Here is a 16,671-nt window from a genome sequence, read left to right as displayed (position 1 = left end):
TACATTCGGTTGGTGAGCTTTAGCTCATGATGGTTTCATTAACTAAGTACGCTTTTAAGAGGGTTTTTAAATATTTTTTAATACGGGGCTTAAATTGTTCCTCCAGCACTTTTTCGTCCTGTATATCGTACCCCAGCATGGTTGATGACATTAGCGGGGTATTTAAAATGAAGTTTTTGGTTCCGTAAAGCGTAGATACAACCATTTGCATGTCGGTATCTTTACGAAATTCACCATTATCTATTCCTTCCTGTATTATCCTGAACAGTTCGGATACGCTTTTCATCAACATGTTGCGTATCGTTTCGGCAAGCTCAGTGCGGCGGTTCATGGTGAGTTCCTGGTAAAGTAATTTCTGGAAGCAGTTATGGTTCACTACCCGTTCGCCATAGATATCAATGTATGATTCTATTTTTGCCCAGGAGCTGATGCTTTCGTCGTTACCTAAAATTTGCAGTATATTTTGAAACGAAGTGATCTTACGTTCAATAACTGCCAGGAATAAACCTTCTTTTGAACCAAAATAATAATTGAGCATGGCCATGTTCACGCCGGCTTCGCCCGAGATCATGCGGGTGGAAGAGCCGTCAAAACCCATCTCTGAAAACACGCGCTCGGCTACGTCCAGGATGTGGTCTTTTTTATCTATCTTATCTTTGTCCATTTTTTTTTAACGGCACAAAATTAATCAAACGATTGATTAAAGCATAGTGATCTTGGCCAAAAAGCTAATCACTTGATTAAGATTACTCATGAATGACAGATTTGTTTTACTAATCAGCCGAAATTTTAGGTTATTGCAGCTATTATGGATTGTCCCTTATCCTTTTGAAATATAATGCATTCCATATTGATGCAATGTTATATTATTGATATAAAGATAATAAATTTCCATCTTTCAAATATATTTGCCAGCATGAAGCGGATAAACCTCATTACCATCTTTTTATACCTTTCCACCAGCATAGTATCAGCACAAACTTCGCCGCCGGCAGATCTGGCTGCCATACAGCAAAATTTCAAAAAGCTCAATACACTGGGCAGCGTGCTGTATATAGCCGCACATCCCGATGATGAAAACACCCGTTTGCTGGCTTACCTGGCCCAGGAAAAGCATTACCGCACCGGTTATCTTTCCTGCACAAGAGGCGATGGAGGCCAAAATCTGATCGGAAATGAACAAAGTGAACTTTTGGGATTGATCCGCACGCAGGAGTTGCTGGCCGCCCGCCGTGTGGATGGCGCCGAACAGTTTTTTACCCGGGCCAATGATTTTGGTTTTTCTAAAGGTCCCGAAGAGACGCTGAAAATATGGGATAAGGATAAGGTGCTGGGCGATATGGTTTGGGTGATCCGCAAATTCAGGCCTGATGTGATGATCTGCCGTTTTCCAACCACCGGCGAAGGTGGCCATGGTCATCATACCTCATCGGCTATATTGGCTCAGGAAGCATTCGCCGCCGCCGCCGATCCTAAGCGTTATCCCGAACAATTAAAATACGTACAGCCCTGGCAAGCCAAACGCCTGCTTTGGAACACTTTTAGTTTTGGCAGTGTAAATACCACGGCAAGCGATCAGTTTAAGATCAATGTAGGTGTTTATAACCCCATTTTAGGTAAGGGGTATGGCGAACTTGCTGCCGAAAGCCGCAGCAACCATAAAACACAGGGTTTTGGCTCAGCTAAGCAGCGTGGTGAGTTTTATGAATATTTCAAGACCATTTTGGGTGATGCCCCGCAGAACGATCTGATGGATGGCGTAAATACTACCTGGAAACGGGTGAAGGATGGCGAGGCTATCGGCGCCGGTATAGGTATTGTTAACCGTGATTTTAATCCGGAGGCCCCCGAAAAATCAGTTCCCGCTTTGGTGCAATTGTTGAGCAAGGTGGAAAAGATCTCTGATATATACTGGCGCACCCAAAAAACAAAAGAACTAAGCGAACTGATTGCCGCCTGCTCTGGCTTGTGGTTTGAAGCTTACGCCACCGAACCAACTTATGCTCTTGGCGATCAGATACAGGTACGCGCCCAGGTGGTTGACCGTTATAGCAACCGCGTAAAGATCAATAGCATCGCATTTCAAAACAATGTTTCCAACCTCAACAGCCAGGTGATCCCGGCCAATCAGCAACAAACATTTGAGCAAAGCGGTACTGCCGATAAACTGACACAGCCTTACTGGTTGGAAACACCTCACAGTTTAGGTGCTTATAATTTAGCTGACGAAACACTGGCAGGCAATCCCGAAAACCCCGATTTGCCCAAAGTTGATTTTGAATTTATTATAGAAGGTAAGCCGGTGCGTTTTGAGCGCAGATTGCTATATAAATATGTCGACCCGGTGAGAGGCGAAGTATACCAGCCGTTGGAAATAACCCCGCCGGTTACCGCCAATATCGAAAACCAGGATTATATTTTTAACTCGCAGCAGGAACAGCAGGTTCAAATCAAATTAAAAAGCTTTACCGCTGCCAGTGGTAACATCAGCTTAAAACCTATTGAAGGCTGGAAGATCGACCCCAAAAAAATTGAGTTTACCGGGAAAAATAAAAACGATGAATGGACGGTGACTTTTTCCATCGCTCCAACAGATAATAAACCCCGCGTTAATAATTTACAGGCTGTGGTAACGGTAAACGGGAAAACTTTTTCGCTGGCTCTGCGCCGCATCCGGTATGATCATGTGCCGGCTATTACGCTGTTCCCACCCGCCGAAACCAGGCTGGTAAACCTCGACCTGAAAATCGCGGGTAAAAAACTGGCTTACATTACAGGAGCCGGCGATCTGATGCCCGAGGCCCTGCGCCAGGTAGGCTATGATGTACACCTGCTTTCGGAAAATGAGATCATGAATGCCGATCTTTCTGTATATGATGCCATCATTACCGGGGTACGCGCTTATAATGTGAATGAGCGCCTGCGCTATGAGCAAAGCCGCCTGATGGATTATGTTAAAAACGGGGGTAATTTATTGGTACAATACAATAATAACGCGGGTCTGGTAATAAAACAAATAGGTCCATATCCTTTCCGGGTGGTAAACGAAAGGGTTACCGACGAAAATGCCGAAGTAACCATATTAGACAAACAAAACCCGGTGCTCAACTATCCCAACAAAATTACCCAGGACGATTTTAAAGGCTGGATCCAGGAGCGGGGGCTATATTTTGTAAGCGATATCGACTCACAATATAAAACCGTTTTACAGATGAACGATAAAGGCGAGCAGCCCAATAACGGATCGTTAATAGTAGGCGATTATGGTAAAGGACGTTTTGTATACACCTCGCTGGCCTTTTTCAGGGAATTACCTGCCGGTGTACCGGGAGCTTATCGCTTGTTCATCAATTTATTGAGTAAGCCGAAGGGGCAGTCGTTGTAATAAGAAAAAGAGGGGGCTGTCAGTCTGAGCTTGTCGAAGACTCGGGCGCAGAGGCCTGCCCGCCATGCTTCGACAGGCTCAGCATGACACCTCTTTTGCTCCCGCGAGATTAGCGCAGCGTATCTCGTGGGGCGCATGTTATAAGCTTTCAGCTTATATTTTCAGCTGAAAGCTGAAACCATAGTTACCACAGACTGGAAGCCCGCGACAGCAGACAGATAAGACTTACGAAGTTTCAAAAACTTCGTAAGTCTTCAATAAGCAGCTATGCGTAACAATTGTAAATCACCATTAAATAAAATGTTGAAAAAATCAATTAATCATCTATTTTTGCAAACGTTATAATAACAGTAATATGGAACAACACAAAGAAGAAGAAAAAAGCCTTGATTTTGTATTTTATCTTGTTGGCTTAGTTTCCGGGCTTTTTACAGGAGCTATAATTGATAAAGGATTTACCTGGATAGCCGTTGGTGGTGTTTTGGGCTTATTAACCGCCGGTTTCTTTTTAACTGTATTGGTTAAAGGCCGTGGTGAAAAGGCCTGATCCTGATCTGCCCTCTTTTATAAAAAATTGGAACCAGTTTTACGGCATTGTAGTCGTGTGGCTGGTTTTTTTAATTTTAGTATTTTGGCTCATTACAAAATCTTTTGAATGAGTTTACCCGATTGGATAGTTTTAGGACTTACGCTGTTGGCCATAGTAGCTTATGGCGTATGGAAAAGCGGCAGCAATAAAAATATCGATCAATTTTTGATGGGTAACCGCTCGTTACCCTGGTACCATGTGGGTTTCTCGGTTATGGCTACCCAAGCCAGTGCCATCACTTTTCTTTCGGCTCCCGGCCAGGCTTATTCAGATGGGATGCGTTTTGTACAGTTTTACTTTGGTTTACCGCTGGCCATGATTGTGCTGTGCGTAACCTTTGTCCCTATATTCCACCGCCTAAAAGTTTATACGGCTTATGAGTTCCTGGAGCAACGTTTTGATCTCAAGACCCGTGCGCTTACTTCGTTTCTTTTTTTGGTATTACGCAGCCTGTCAACAGGTGTGGCTATCTATGCGCCAGCCATTATTTTATCAACCATACTTAATATCAATACGGTTTATACCACCTTGTTTATAGGTGGATTGGTAATATTTTACACCGTTTATGGCGGCAGTAAAGCGGTATCATACACGCAGTTGCTGCAAATGAGTATCATATTTGCAGGTATGTTTTTGGCCGGGATACTGGTGGTACGCTTACTGCCATCGGGCGTGGGTTTTACACATGCCCTGAAAATGGCGGGCAAGCTTGGCCATATGAATGTGATAGACTGGAAATTTGACTGGAGTAACCGCTACACCGTGTGGAGCGGCCTGATAGGCGGCTTCTTTTTGCAGTTATCCTATTTCGGGACAGACCAAAGCCAGGTTGGCCGTTATTTAACGGGCAGCTCCATTGGGCAAAGCAGACTGGGCCTTATTATGAATGGGCTTATCAAAATTCCTATGCAGTTCCTCATCCTGCTCATTGGCGTATTGGTTTTAGCCTTTTATCAGTTTAACCGGCCACCCATGTTTTTTAATAATTACGAGGTAGCGCGGGTAAAACAAAGCAGCTATGCTACACAATATAATTACCTCGACCGGCAATATACCCAGGCTTTTGAACAGCGGAAAGCAAAAGCGAATGAACTGGTAAAAGCGCTTGACGGCAAAAATGAGGAACAGATAGATCACGCTAAAGGTGCCTTAAAGATAGCCGATAAGCAATCGCGCATTATACGGCAGGACGCCATTGCGCTCATGAAAAAGAATAATGCAGGCGCTGATGAAAACGATACCAATTACGTATTTCTGACCTTTGTAAAGCAATACTTACCCCAGGGACTAGTGGGCCTACTGATAGCTATTATATTTTTGGCTTCGATGGGGTCAACAGCAAGCGCGCTTAATTCACTGGCCTCAACTACCGTGATCGATATTTACAAACGCACCATCAATAAGGATGCGTCTGATAAAAACTATTTGCTGGTATCCCGCATGTCAACCGTATTTTGGGGTATAGTGTGCGTAATTATGGCCTTATATGCCGGTAAACTTGGCAATTTACTGGAAGCCGTGAACCAACTGGGCTCCTATATATATGGAACCGTATTGGGCGTGTTTGTAGTAGCTTTTTATATGAAACGGGTAAGCGGAACCCCGGTTTTTATTGGCGCCATTATAAGCGAAGTAATCATATTATATTTAGGATTGAGTAAAACAGTTGCTTATTTATGGCTTAACCCCATAGGTTGCTTTTTAGTAATGATCGTAGCTTATCTGATCAATAAATTGTTGCCACAAAAAAGCCCGGGTCTGATAGAACCGGGCCTGTAATATTTTTTATGCTGAATTAGTTTCTGGCTTGACTAAGCGCCTCCAGGTTTAATCGAAGATATTCATCATCATTGCTTTCTTTTGAAAGCTCAATTCCGGCTTCGGCGGCAGCTACAGCGCCGGCTTTATCTCCCTTTTTTAATAATAAGCGCGATTCCCATAGTTTAAACCATGGGCCTTTAGGATCTTCCTTTTCGGCCTCGGCTACCCAGCCTAATGCTTTATCGGTATCCTTGTTGTTTTCATAATACCATTGGATGGCGTTAAAATAATAGGGTTTACGATCGCCTTTCATCAACTCATCAATATTGGCCATGATCTTGGCGTCATCGTCGGTCTCCATGTGTATAAAGGCAGCTGTATGGTCCCAAACCAGGTACAGATCTGTTGACCGGGTATTAGAGTTGGCAAAAGCCATGGTAAATGTTTCCCGTTTTTCGTTTACGCGGATGGATTTTATCTCAAAACGTAAAAAGTCATCGGCTTGTTTATAGCTGTAAGCGCCCCATTGCTTAACGGTTTTGTTCAGGATGATGGTCCATCCGTTTCTTTGTGGGATGCTGAATAAGGAATAAGTGCCGGCTGGTACATTATGCCCTTCAATAATTACTTTTTCTGTAAAGGTAATGGTTGTGGCCGCATTGGCCCCTGTGCGCCAAACTTCACCATAAGGTATTATACCACCAAATATTTTACGGTCCTTAACGTTTGGCCGTGAGTAGGTAATAGTCACTTTTCCCAATCCAAAATCCTGGATAATGGTTTGTGTTGAACTGGCCTCAGGAATGCGGGGTACTGCCTGTCCAAAGCTTTTATAGCTTGCACATGCCAATAGCATGGTTGCTAAAAATAAGTAAGTCTTTCTCATGTTATGTTTTCGATACTAAGATACCAAATGTTTTTATTCGGTAAATATTGTATTGGAGTAATAAATTTTATGAAAGTTTAATGAGGTAAGTGGCGAGTTACAAGAGTAGAGAGCGGTTTTTATGTAACAATCTAATATCAAACAGTGAAAAAAGTAACTACTTACTACTCTCCACTCACAATTCACTAATTTATTACCTTTGCGGTTATGATTGATGTGTTATTAAACAAAGGTAAAGAGAAAGCTGTTTTGCAAAAACACCCCTGGGTATTTTCGGGAGCTGTTGAAAAAGTAAAGGGTAAACCTGCCAATGGCGATGTGGTACGGCTGCTTAACGCAAAAGGCGATTTTATGGCCTATGGTTTTTATAACGATCAATCGCGGGTGGCGCTGCGCCTGCTGGAATGGGGCGAAGCCGTTGAAATTAACGACGATTGGTTTCGCCGTAAACTGGTATCCGCTATTAAAAGCCGTGCCCATGTGTTAAATAATGGAACCAATACATGCCGCCTGGTTTTCAGTGAAGCGGATTACTTGCCGGGGCTGATTGTTGATAAATATGCAGGTCACCTGGCCGTACAGGTGCTCACCTCGGGTATGGAACGGGTGATGCCGGTAATTATTGATGAACTGCAAAAGCTGCTGAACCCCGAAAGCATATCTGATAAAAGCGATAACTCCTCCCGGGCGCATGAAGGTCTGACCGAAGCCGAAAATAAGGTGCTTTTTGGTAACCCGCCACCAGAGATAGTAGAAGTATTGGAGAACAATATTGTTTACGGCATCAATATCACCGAAGGTCAAAAATCTGGCTTTTATTGCGATCAGCGCGATAACCGCCATATAGTAGCCAACTATGCCAATGGTAAAAAAGTGCTGGATTGTTTTTGTTATACCGGGGGCTTTACCCTCAATAGCTTAAAAAACGGAGCTGCATCGGTAACCAGTGTGGATAGCTCGGCATTGGCTATTGAAACATTGAAAGAAAATATCCTGTTAAATAAATTGGATGCTGGTAAACACACGGCCATAAAATCAGATGTCAATGTGCAGCTGCGCAAATTCAGGGATGAGGGCGAAAAATTTGATGTTATCGTGCTCGATCCGCCAAAGTACGCGCCTTCCCGCTCCGCGCTTACACGGGCATCCAGGGCCTATAAAGATCTGAACCGTTTAGGCATGCTGTTACTGAATGAAGGCGGCCTGCTGGCCACATATTCCTGCTCGGGCGCCATGGATATGGAAACCTTTAAACAAGTAATTGCCTGGGCCGCGCTGGATGCAGGCAAGCAGGTTCAATTCATTTACCAATTCCACCAACCCGAAGACCACCCCGTACGGGCATCCTTCCCCGAAGGCGAATATTTGAAGGGATTGCTGTGCAGGGTGTTTTGATTTAGAATCAAGAGATAAGAGTCAGGAATCAAGACGCAATATAAGGTCAGAATCTTATTATAACTATTTTGTCATCCTGAGGGGAGCGAAGGATCTGTTAACGAACTATGCATCTCTAAAAATAGATGCTTCACTCCGTTCAGCATGACAAAGGGAAATTTTCGTTGAAGAGCACGCGAGGAGATTGCTTCGTTCCTTACAGCAATGACGTATTTATTAATTGCTCAATCTCTTGCTTCCTGACTCTTATTTCTTGCTTCCCGCTTTCTTAACCGCTTTTGCTTTCATTTTCAGGTTCAGCATTTCCACCAGTACCGAGAAGGCCATGGCGAAGTAGATATAGCCTTTAGGGATATGCTGTTCAAAGGCTTCGGCTAAAAGCGAAACACCTATTAATAACAGGAACGACAGCGCCAGCATTTTTACCGTTGGATGCTTATTTACAAAGCTGGCTACCCCGTTTGATGCCCACATCATAATGCCTACGGCTATTACAACCGCCAGTATCATGATCTCTACATGGCTGGCCATACCCACCGCGGTAATCACTGAGTCGAGCGAGAAAACGATATCCAGCAGCATGATCTGGACGATGGTTCCCCAAAAGCTGTGCTTTTTTACTTTATCAGTATTTTCTTCTTCGCCTTCAATTTTATGATGTATCTCGGCAGTGCTTTTGTATATCAGGAATAATCCGCCGATGATGAGGATCAGGTCGCGGCCGGATATGGCTAATTTTTCTACCCAATCGGCATCGGTAATATTAATTAAATGCGCAAGGTTAAACAGCGGGGAGGTAAGCGTCATTACCCAACTGATGGATAATAAAAGCAGCACCCGGGTGATCATGGCCATGCCCAGACCAAGCCTGCGGCCTTTTGCTTGCTGATTTGCAGGGAGTTTATCAGATAAAATGGATATGAATATCACATTGTCTATCCCCAGTACAATTTCCAGCAGGGTTAGGGTAATGAGCGATATCCAGGATTCGGCATGAGCGAATATTTCCATAGCAGGGTAATTTGGATTTGGTTGCCCCTAAAATAACAAAACCCCTGCCGAAAATGGCAGAGGCTTGCTATCAATGTTAAAATATAAGGTGTTTGTGAAGAGAATCAAGAAATAAGAGTCAGGAATCAAGCGCCAGGAGGGAGGCTGTTTTTCTTGATTCTTGACTCTTTTAATCAAAGCTTACGCTGCCGTAGCTGGTGTTAATAGTTATGTTTTTATCGTTTGATCCTTTACCCAGATGGCCTTTGTAATTTTTGGTTGGGTTATAACCCCTATCGTTATCAGATGGGCTTTTGCTGGTGATATTGATATCATGGCCGCCATAGTTAAAGCTGCCGTAGCGTACCGTTACATCAAAGTCGGCGTTCTGATCATTGCTGATACCCAGTTTTACACTGGAGTAAGAGGAGTTTACCGATAGGCTTTTGATGTTTTTATCAACCTCATTAATATTCAAATTGCCGCTAAACTTTACGTTGATATTACCCGAAGTGGTAATACGGCCAATTTTGGCCGAGCCGTAACTGATGTCGGCATTGAGTTTATTGCATTCTCCCAGGCTAAGGCTGCCGTAAGCAACATCCAGGTCGCTGCCATTAAGTGAGCCAATAGTAGCGCTGCCATATTTTACCGTGATCTGGTTACCCGGACTGCTCAGGTTTTTAGCCACCAGGCTGCCATAGGAGTTGTTAACGGTAAGCTTTCCATCCAGATCGGGCAGGCTGGTGGCGCCATATTTATTGCTTACATTCAATGGGTTTCTGGATGGCATATATACCGTATAATTCACCTCAATTTTGCGCACATTATTGCGTTTGCCACCAAATAACGACCATGAGCCACCATTGTCGTCGCTGTTGATACTGGTTTTAAAATAAACACCATTGCCATCTTTGCTATCTCTGATGGTTACATTATCCAGCAGTTTCTGAGCCAGATCATCATCGTTGGCGCCCACTTTTATCTGTACATCAACCTTAACCTCGCTTTTGTTCCAGGTGTTCACCGTAATCCGGCCAAAGCGGTTATCCAGGTTGATCACGTCGTTACCATCTATCGAATAACTTTTACTGTAGTTTTTTACCTTTTCAACACCATCATCATGCTGTTTATCAGTATCGGTGCTGTAGCTAAAATTGGTATCAAAATCTTTAAAGCCTAAAGCTACCTGCGGCGCTATATTGCTGAAATCATAGGCAAAGTTCATGATGCTGTCATTCAGCTTATAGGTAAAATTTTTATCCAGCTGTTTAAACTGCTTACTAAAATTCTTGAATTTCAGGTTCATTTGCTGCTGGTGTTGCAGGTTAAGTTTGCCCATGCGTATTTGCAGATCCTTTAACTTAACATGCAGATCCTTCATTTTTAGCTGAAAATCTTTGCTGTCCGGAGGTGTAAGCTTGTTTAAAGGGGAAACCGGAGGCATAGGCGGAAGCACTGGAGCCGGAGCCGGAACGGGTGCAGGGGTTTCCTGCGCAAAACTGATCGTATTAATGGCTAACAGGGCCATTAGTGTAAGGATCGACCGTTTAAATATTCTTGATTTCATCTTTTTGCTCTTTTTTCATTTGATTGAACTGTTCTATCACACTCAATTGCTGATTAAGCACCTCTGTTTGTACCTGCAAGTTCCGGATCATGGCACGTAAAACACGCTCCTGGTTGGGGCTGGTGGCTAAATCGGCATTAAGCCTTTTATAAGTAGAATCCATTTTGGCTATTTCGGCGCTAAACTCTTTATACAGCTGCGGATCGGCTTTGGAAACCGATTTTAGCTCGGTGAGCTTAGTTTCAACAAGCGATGCATAGTGCATTTGCTGTTTGGCATACTCAGGGTTTATGGCGGCCAGGTCCACGGTTTTTGCGCTTTTTTGACTTTGGAGGTATATTCCGAAGCCTATGCCCATAACAATGATCACTGATGCGGCCACGCGAAGAACGAAAGCAAGCGAAAAAGTTTTTGTTTCCGGCTTTTTTGGCAACTCCTCCGGCATGTTAAGGCTTTGCTCAATTTTGCTCCACAGATCAACCGATGGTTCGATCTCGTCAAACTCTTCCCTGTTGTTTTTAATGAAATCTTCAAATCGCTTGCTCATAATTCGGGTCCTTTCCTTTTTAAAATTTCCATTAACTTTCTTTTAGCTCTCAAAAACTGTGTTCTTGAGGTGTTTTCTGATATATTCAATATTTGTCCTATTTCTTCATGATCATAACCTTCCAGCAGGTAAAGCGACAGTACCACCCGGTATCCATCGGGCAATTGTTTCATGCCTTCTTTTACCCAGGCCACCTGGTACTGTATTTCTTCATCATCTTCCGGTTCTTCATCTGGTATATTTTCCAGGTGGTCGCCTTCCAGTTCAATCAGCTCCAGCCTGCGCTTGCGCAACAGGTTGATGGATCGGTTCACCACTATTTGCTTCAGCCATAAACCAAAAGTGGTATCCTGCCTAAAATCTTTCAGTTTGTTAAAAGCATCCAGAAAAGCCTCCTGCAAAACATCTTCAGCTTCGGCAATATTGCCCACGATCCTAAAGGCGACGTTCAACATCGCTTTAGAATACAACCGGTACAACTCGTAACTGGCCTTTTTGCTTCCCTGTTTGCATTCAACCACCAGGTTATAATGCTTATCTACATATATGGCTTCCAAATTTCTGATCAGGTTTCAGATTAAATGACGCATCATTTTTAGCAACGTTGCATCATCATGAAAAATAATTTATATAAGCAATAATTTTTTGTTTAGATAAGCGTTTTGGATCGTTGATTTTTTCTGAACCTTGATACGCTTGATTTAGGGATTTTAGGATATCAAGAGGATATTACAAAATCATGGAAATCTTTTAATCCGAAAAACGGCGTAGCCCTCAACGGAGTTAATCATGGTTCAGAAAAAATCAGCGCAATCAATGAAATCAATATAAATCAACGGTCAAGAAAGGCATCAACAGCCTTCACCGCATTTTCATAGCGATCCTGGCCCGTGCCGGATATCACTACATAGTTTGCCTGCAGGGCGGTGAGTTCTTTATGCCATACCTGCATAAAATGTTCGCGCAGTTCGGGGAAATTGCGCAGGGGGTCATCCTGCCAGGGCAGGTCGATATCTAACAGTAAATAAAAATCATAGGGGTGTTTGGGTAATTCGTCCAGTACTTCCTGCGGTGCCTGGCCAAACATGTGCTCGCTCCATATTTTTACGGTTAAAAAGGTGGTATCGCATATCAGGAGCCCGTTGGCTTTGGGCAGTAAGCTAGCTTCGAGCGCCAGTTGTCCCTGAAACATATTGATCTCATCCTGCCAGGTACAGGGGCCAGTAAGCGCTGCGCAATACTCCCTGGAAAATTCGGGTACGGCGATGGTACGGTAATGAGCCGCCAGGTAATCAGACATGGTTGATTTTCCCGTTGATTCGGGCCCGACAACTGCTATTTTGGGGATGTGTTTCATGAGGAAGCTTGTATTTCTGAACCTTGATACACTTGATTTAATGATTTTCATGATTAATGAAACACTTTAACACAAATCATGAAAATCTTTTAATCCTATAAATCAAGGTTCAGATAATTTTTACCTTTCCAGTTTCGGTACCCTGGTAGGTGTGTCTTGTCCCGAAACGATGGTGCGGGAGCTTAACGCTATGGCCCTGATGGTTGAGGTGATATTGTTTACATCCAGCGAGCTAAACTCATCTTTTACGGTATGGTACAGTTTGTCAATATCTATCTGGTCGGTTGAGATGGTATGTGCCGGTACACCCTTTTCGGCCAGTGAGGCGTTATCGCTGCGGTAAAACAGGTCCTGATCCGGATAGGGGTCGGGATGGAACTCAAATTTGGTTCCCTTCAGGTTGTTTTGCAATATGGTGCCAAAGTTGGAACGATCAAAGCCGGTAATAAAGGCTGAGTTTTCGCCAAATTTAGAAGCCTTGCCAATCATCTCGATATTGAACATGGCTACCACTTTATCCGGATCAACCTGGGTGGCAAAATATTGTGAGCCGTATTCGCCTATTTCTTCGGCGGTAAAGGCTACAAAGATAAGGGTGCGGGCATTATTATTTAGCTTTTTGTAGTATTTGGCTAAGGATATCACCGCTGTGGTACCCGAAGCATCATCATCGGCACCATTGGCTATACTGTCGCCTTCCATGGCTTTGATAATCCCCAGATGGTCATAATGTCCCGAAAAAACAACAAACTCATTGGGTTTGGTTTTACCAGGGATAATGCCGGCGACGTTAAACAAAGGCAGTTCTTCGCTTTTACTTTCGTAGCTGATATCAAAGGAACTGATGTTATCAAATTTGCCCAATACAAACGCGATGGACGACGCCGTTTTACCTTTAAAGCTCACATTGCTCCTCAATGTATAATCACGGATGCGTTTAAACAGGCTCAGGAATTTTGGATCAACGATCATTAAGGTTTTTTTGCCGCTTTTTTCGGCGCTCATGTATTCCTGCCTGAAATTTTTGTCGGCCGTTACATTCACTATCTGCACCTCCTTGTCGCTGGCCCAGGTAAATGATTCTGCACCCGATGCAAAAACACTATCGGCTATAATGGCTTTACCATTAATAGCTGCGGTTATTTTTACAGGGGTTGAGCGTATCATGGTAAAATTTTGGCGGTAGCCCGTATTGCCGGCCAATGGTTTTAGACCTGCTTTGGTATATTCGCTTTCAATAAATTTGGCGGCTTTTTCAATACCCGGCGTAAAGGTTGCCCGGCCCTGCATATCATCGGCACTCAGGGTTTTAATAATGCGGGTTACATCATCCTGATTGATGAGCTTGTTAACATCTTGCCCAAAGCTGTAGGTTGATACAGCTAAAAGAGCGGTTATTACGGTGAGTTTTTTCATGAGTATTAGTTTTTCTTCACTTGTCATTTCGAACGAGGTACGAGGAGAAACTACCTCTTGAGCGCAGCGAAAAATCTTTTACAAGCGATATGCTGAACGTATAAGATTTCTCCCTCCGGTCGAAATGACAGGCAGGGTGTTCATTTGAGTTTGTAAATTTTATTTGACTTTTGATTGTAACCAATTGTTACGGAATTCTCCCTGCTCTTTGCTCAGTTGTTTTCCTGCTTTTTCGTAAGTAACCACTTCAAAGTATGGGCTTTCTTCCAGCGCGATGGTAGTTTCATGGGCTCCGGTGCGGTTTTTATAGTTTACGGTTATTTTATCGCCTGGTTTTTTGCCCGCCAGTACATCGGCAAATGATTTTGGATCGGTAATGGTTTGACCATCGGCTTTCAGGATAATATCGCCGGCATCTAAACCCGCCTTATAAATGGGGGTGCCTATAGTGGTGCTCGATAGGATTGCTAAACCCTCGGTGCCGACAGCACGCTGCTGACCCGAACGGCCGCGACCCGCATTGGTTGCCAGTGAGCCAGCCCAGGCCTTGCCCGGCTGTATTTTGCGCAGTACCAATCCGGCTTTGTTCAGCAGCTCTTCGTAATTATTTTTATCAATACCATAAATGTAGCGCTTAAAAAAGTCGGCGGCAAACTTGGGGTTGTTGGTCACCTTGGCCAGATCGGCTTGCAAATCAGGTATAGTGTAAGGTTTCATCACCTTGCCGCGGCTTAACCAAACCTGGCGCATATAATCATCAAGCGTCAGCTTAAATTCGCCCCGAAGGCGCATATCCAATGCCAGTGCTATGGCGCCGCCATAGGTATAGTAGCTGGTAAAGTCGTTAACGTTATTATTCGGGTCGATAGATACGCCGTTATCTGCAAATACCGAGTAGCGGCTCATTTGCGTTGCCGGATATTTAGCGGCCCCCGGGGTGTTCAGGATCTGGTTAACCAGGCCCGCTAATGTACGGGTATAGTCATCGAGCGAAGTAAAACCGGCGCGGGTAAGCAGCAGGTCGCCATAATATTGGGTAAAACCTTCGGCAAACCAAAGCTCGCTGCTCATATTGGCATGCTCAAAATTAAACGGCTCCAATGATTTTGGACGGATGCGTTTTACGTTCCAGCTGTGAAAATATTCATGCGAAAAAATATCCAGCAGATCGTTCTCGTTACCGGCAACCTTCTCCAGCGGATCAACAATGCAGGTAGAGTTGCGGTGCTCCATACCATCACCAGAGTCTGTTGGGTACACGTCGGTTATAAAGGTATACTCGCCATAATCATAAGCAGGTAGTTCGCCAAAAACAGCTTTTTCTTCCAGTACCAGCTTTTGTACCATTTTACCAAAGTTATCAACCGTTGCCTGGTCGTCATCGGAGTGGATGCTTACATTTATTTTTTGCTTTTTACCATCGGTATTCACCACGTCCCAGCTGGTTACCTTGGAGTTGGCCAGTTCGGTAGGGCTATCCATCATGTATTGCATATTGGGAGCGCTGTATACATTGGCTCCTTCAGATTTTAATTGTGTGGATACTTTCCAGCCATATTTATCCAGATCGTTAAATTCAAATTTTACTGGTCTTTTTTCCTGGCCAATTACCCAGGCAAAAGCAGCGGGCATATTCAAGTGGGCGTGGCTGGGATCAATGCTGGCGTAAGTACCGTCGGTCCAGTTGCCAAACAGGGTATAGCTTATTTTGATATTCTCCGGGTGTGAACCAACTTCATACAGGTCGCCCTCTATTTGCGTAAAAGGGATATCGGTACCATCAATAGCGGTTACTTTAACATTATAGATGTTTTTACCAAACTCGTGAGTAGCATAACGCCCTGCCGATGAGCGGCTCATGCGGAAACGTAAACTTTGGGGGGCCTGGGGCACGGTCATCACAATTTCTGCCTCATGATGAGCGGCATTAGGAAAAGATATAGAATAATAGATTGGCTTTTGTTTATCCTGCGCCATAGCTGCAGTGCTCAATAAAGCGGCAACGGTAATTAGAAATATTTTTTTCATGAAGATCAGTATTACAGGGCTGAAAATACAAATTAATCGGAGAAAAATGGAGCATCAATTTGTTGATTGATGGGAGGGACAAAGTGAGAGCAACTCATTCGTTTGAGCTCTTATGGACGACCAGCAGAGCCCATTCCATGTTAATTTAAATCCCATCTGAACTATTATGCGTATATTTAAACAAATACTGAGCTCATGATCCTTTTTTCAAGAAGAAATTTACATTATACCGATTACAAATGGAGCGTATATAACCAAAACGATCCGCGCGTGAACGGTAAACCTGACGCTACGCCGTTTACAAAGGATGAGGGCAATGAAGTAGTTTACCTGATTAATAAATTAATGATACTTTGGGATTACCGCTTTGCCAATACCGGTAACAAAATGGAAAAACTGATTCATGATCAGTTACCTCCCAATATCATTCTGCAAGAAGATGTGCAGCAATGGCTTAAAGCCAATTTGAAGTTTTAAACATCATATAAAACGTTTACCAGCTTATTCGAGAATTCAAATTTATCCCATATATGGGAGTGGGGATTCTATGTCTGATCGGTATTTGTTAGATGCATGGTTGAAGCCTTAATCTGATACCTCGGAACTTAAAACTCCCGACTTAAATTCGTATATTTGTATATATCACAACGGCCCGGTTCTCTGTAAAAAGGAGGACCGGGCCGTTGTGGTTAAAGGAATAAATGCCCAAAAAACCGACCGTTTGGTATGTTGTTATTAGATACTTTT

14 protein-coding genes are annotated in these 16,671 nt (G+C 43.6%); 5 read left to right on the top strand and 9 right to left on the bottom strand.

The window, feature by feature from the left end; all coding sequences use genetic code 11:
* Nucleotides 1-19 precede the first annotated feature (19 nt).
* Nucleotides 20-664: a TetR/AcrR family transcriptional regulator gene (locus tag FHW89_RS24210; RefSeq protein ID WP_172337636.1), complete on the bottom strand. Its 645-nt coding sequence runs from the start codon at nt 662-664 to the stop codon at nt 20-22.
* 252 nt (nt 665-916) lie between these two features.
* Here FHW89_RS24210 and FHW89_RS24205 point away from each other — a divergent pair, with 252 nt between their 5' ends.
* The 3 genes from FHW89_RS24205 (at nt 917) to FHW89_RS24195 (ending at nt 5,753) form a co-directional block, all read left to right on the top strand.
* Entirely contained in the window at nt 917-3,385 is a 2,469-nt protein-coding gene (locus FHW89_RS24205) for a PIG-L family deacetylase (protein WP_172337635.1), read from the top strand.
* A gap of 355 nt (nt 3,386-3,740) precedes the next feature.
* Nucleotides 3,741-3,932 carry a hypothetical protein gene (locus FHW89_RS24200; RefSeq protein ID WP_172337634.1) on the top strand — a complete coding sequence of 64 codons (192 nt, stop codon included), beginning with the start codon at nt 3,741-3,743 and terminating at the stop codon, nt 3,930-3,932.
* Between the two features lie 108 nt (nt 3,933-4,040).
* A complete protein-coding gene (locus FHW89_RS24195) occupies nt 4,041-5,753 on the top strand; it encodes a sodium:solute symporter (protein ID WP_172337633.1) in 1,713 nt (570 codons plus the stop codon).
* 16 nt (nt 5,754-5,769) lie between these two features.
* Here the strand turns inward: FHW89_RS24195 and FHW89_RS24190 are convergent, their stop codons facing one another.
* Nucleotides 5,770-6,621, bottom strand: coding sequence for a DUF2911 domain-containing protein (locus tag FHW89_RS24190; RefSeq protein WP_172337632.1), 852 nt, complete (start codon nt 6,619-6,621; stop codon nt 5,770-5,772).
* Nucleotides 6,622-6,828: 207 nt separating this feature from the next.
* Here FHW89_RS24190 and FHW89_RS24185 point away from each other — a divergent pair, with 207 nt between their 5' ends.
* Nucleotides 6,829-8,016 (top strand): class I SAM-dependent rRNA methyltransferase, encoded by a 1,188-nt coding sequence (locus tag FHW89_RS24185; protein WP_172337631.1) that lies wholly within the window; start codon nt 6,829-6,831, stop codon nt 8,014-8,016.
* 246 nt (nt 8,017-8,262) lie between these two features.
* Here the strand turns inward: FHW89_RS24185 and FHW89_RS24180 are convergent, their stop codons facing one another.
* The 7 genes from FHW89_RS24180 to FHW89_RS24150 form a co-directional block, all read right to left on the bottom strand.
* Entirely contained in the window at nt 8,263-9,027 is a 765-nt protein-coding gene (locus FHW89_RS24180) for a TerC family protein (RefSeq protein WP_172337630.1), read from the bottom strand.
* A 169-nt stretch (nt 9,028-9,196) separates the two neighbouring features.
* Nucleotides 9,197-10,576: a hypothetical protein gene (locus FHW89_RS24175; RefSeq protein ID WP_172337629.1), complete on the bottom strand. Its 1,380-nt coding sequence runs from the start codon at nt 10,574-10,576 to the stop codon at nt 9,197-9,199.
* The gene (locus FHW89_RS24170) at nt 10,557-11,123 is read right to left on the bottom strand and encodes a hypothetical protein (RefSeq protein WP_172337628.1); all 567 of its coding nucleotides are present in this window, start codon (nt 11,121-11,123) and stop codon (nt 10,557-10,559) included. Before FHW89_RS24170 ends, FHW89_RS24175 begins: the two co-directional genes overlap by 20 nt.
* The gene (locus FHW89_RS24165) at nt 11,120-11,680 is read right to left on the bottom strand and encodes an RNA polymerase sigma factor (RefSeq protein ID WP_172337627.1); all 561 of its coding nucleotides are present in this window, start codon (nt 11,678-11,680) and stop codon (nt 11,120-11,122) included. Before FHW89_RS24165 ends, FHW89_RS24170 begins: the two co-directional genes overlap by 4 nt.
* 275 nt (nt 11,681-11,955) lie before the next feature.
* On the bottom strand, nt 11,956-12,531 hold the full coding sequence (locus FHW89_RS24160) for an AAA family ATPase (protein WP_253952312.1): 576 nt from the start codon (nt 12,529-12,531) through the stop codon (nt 11,956-11,958).
* A 69-nt stretch (nt 12,532-12,600) separates the two neighbouring features.
* Nucleotides 12,601-13,896 (bottom strand): M20/M25/M40 family metallo-hydrolase, encoded by a 1,296-nt coding sequence (locus FHW89_RS24155; protein ID WP_172337626.1) that lies wholly within the window; start codon nt 13,894-13,896, stop codon nt 12,601-12,603.
* Nucleotides 13,897-14,055: 159 nt separating this feature from the next.
* The gene (locus FHW89_RS24150) at nt 14,056-15,924 is read right to left on the bottom strand and encodes a M61 family metallopeptidase (RefSeq protein WP_172337625.1); all 1,869 of its coding nucleotides are present in this window, start codon (nt 15,922-15,924) and stop codon (nt 14,056-14,058) included.
* A 195-nt stretch (nt 15,925-16,119) separates the two neighbouring features.
* Here FHW89_RS24150 and FHW89_RS24145 point away from each other — a divergent pair, with 195 nt between their 5' ends.
* Nucleotides 16,120-16,401: a hypothetical protein gene (locus FHW89_RS24145; RefSeq protein ID WP_172337624.1), complete on the top strand. Its 282-nt coding sequence runs from the start codon at nt 16,120-16,122 to the stop codon at nt 16,399-16,401.
* Nucleotides 16,402-16,671: the final 270 nt, after the last annotated feature.

Source organism: Mucilaginibacter sp. SG564, from assembly GCF_013149275.1.
In the GTDB taxonomy this organism is placed as follows: Bacteria; Bacteroidota; Bacteroidia; order Sphingobacteriales; family Sphingobacteriaceae; genus Mucilaginibacter.
The sequence above is the reverse complement of the archived record's forward strand: the minus strand, read 5'-3'. Positions and strand labels throughout refer to the sequence as shown.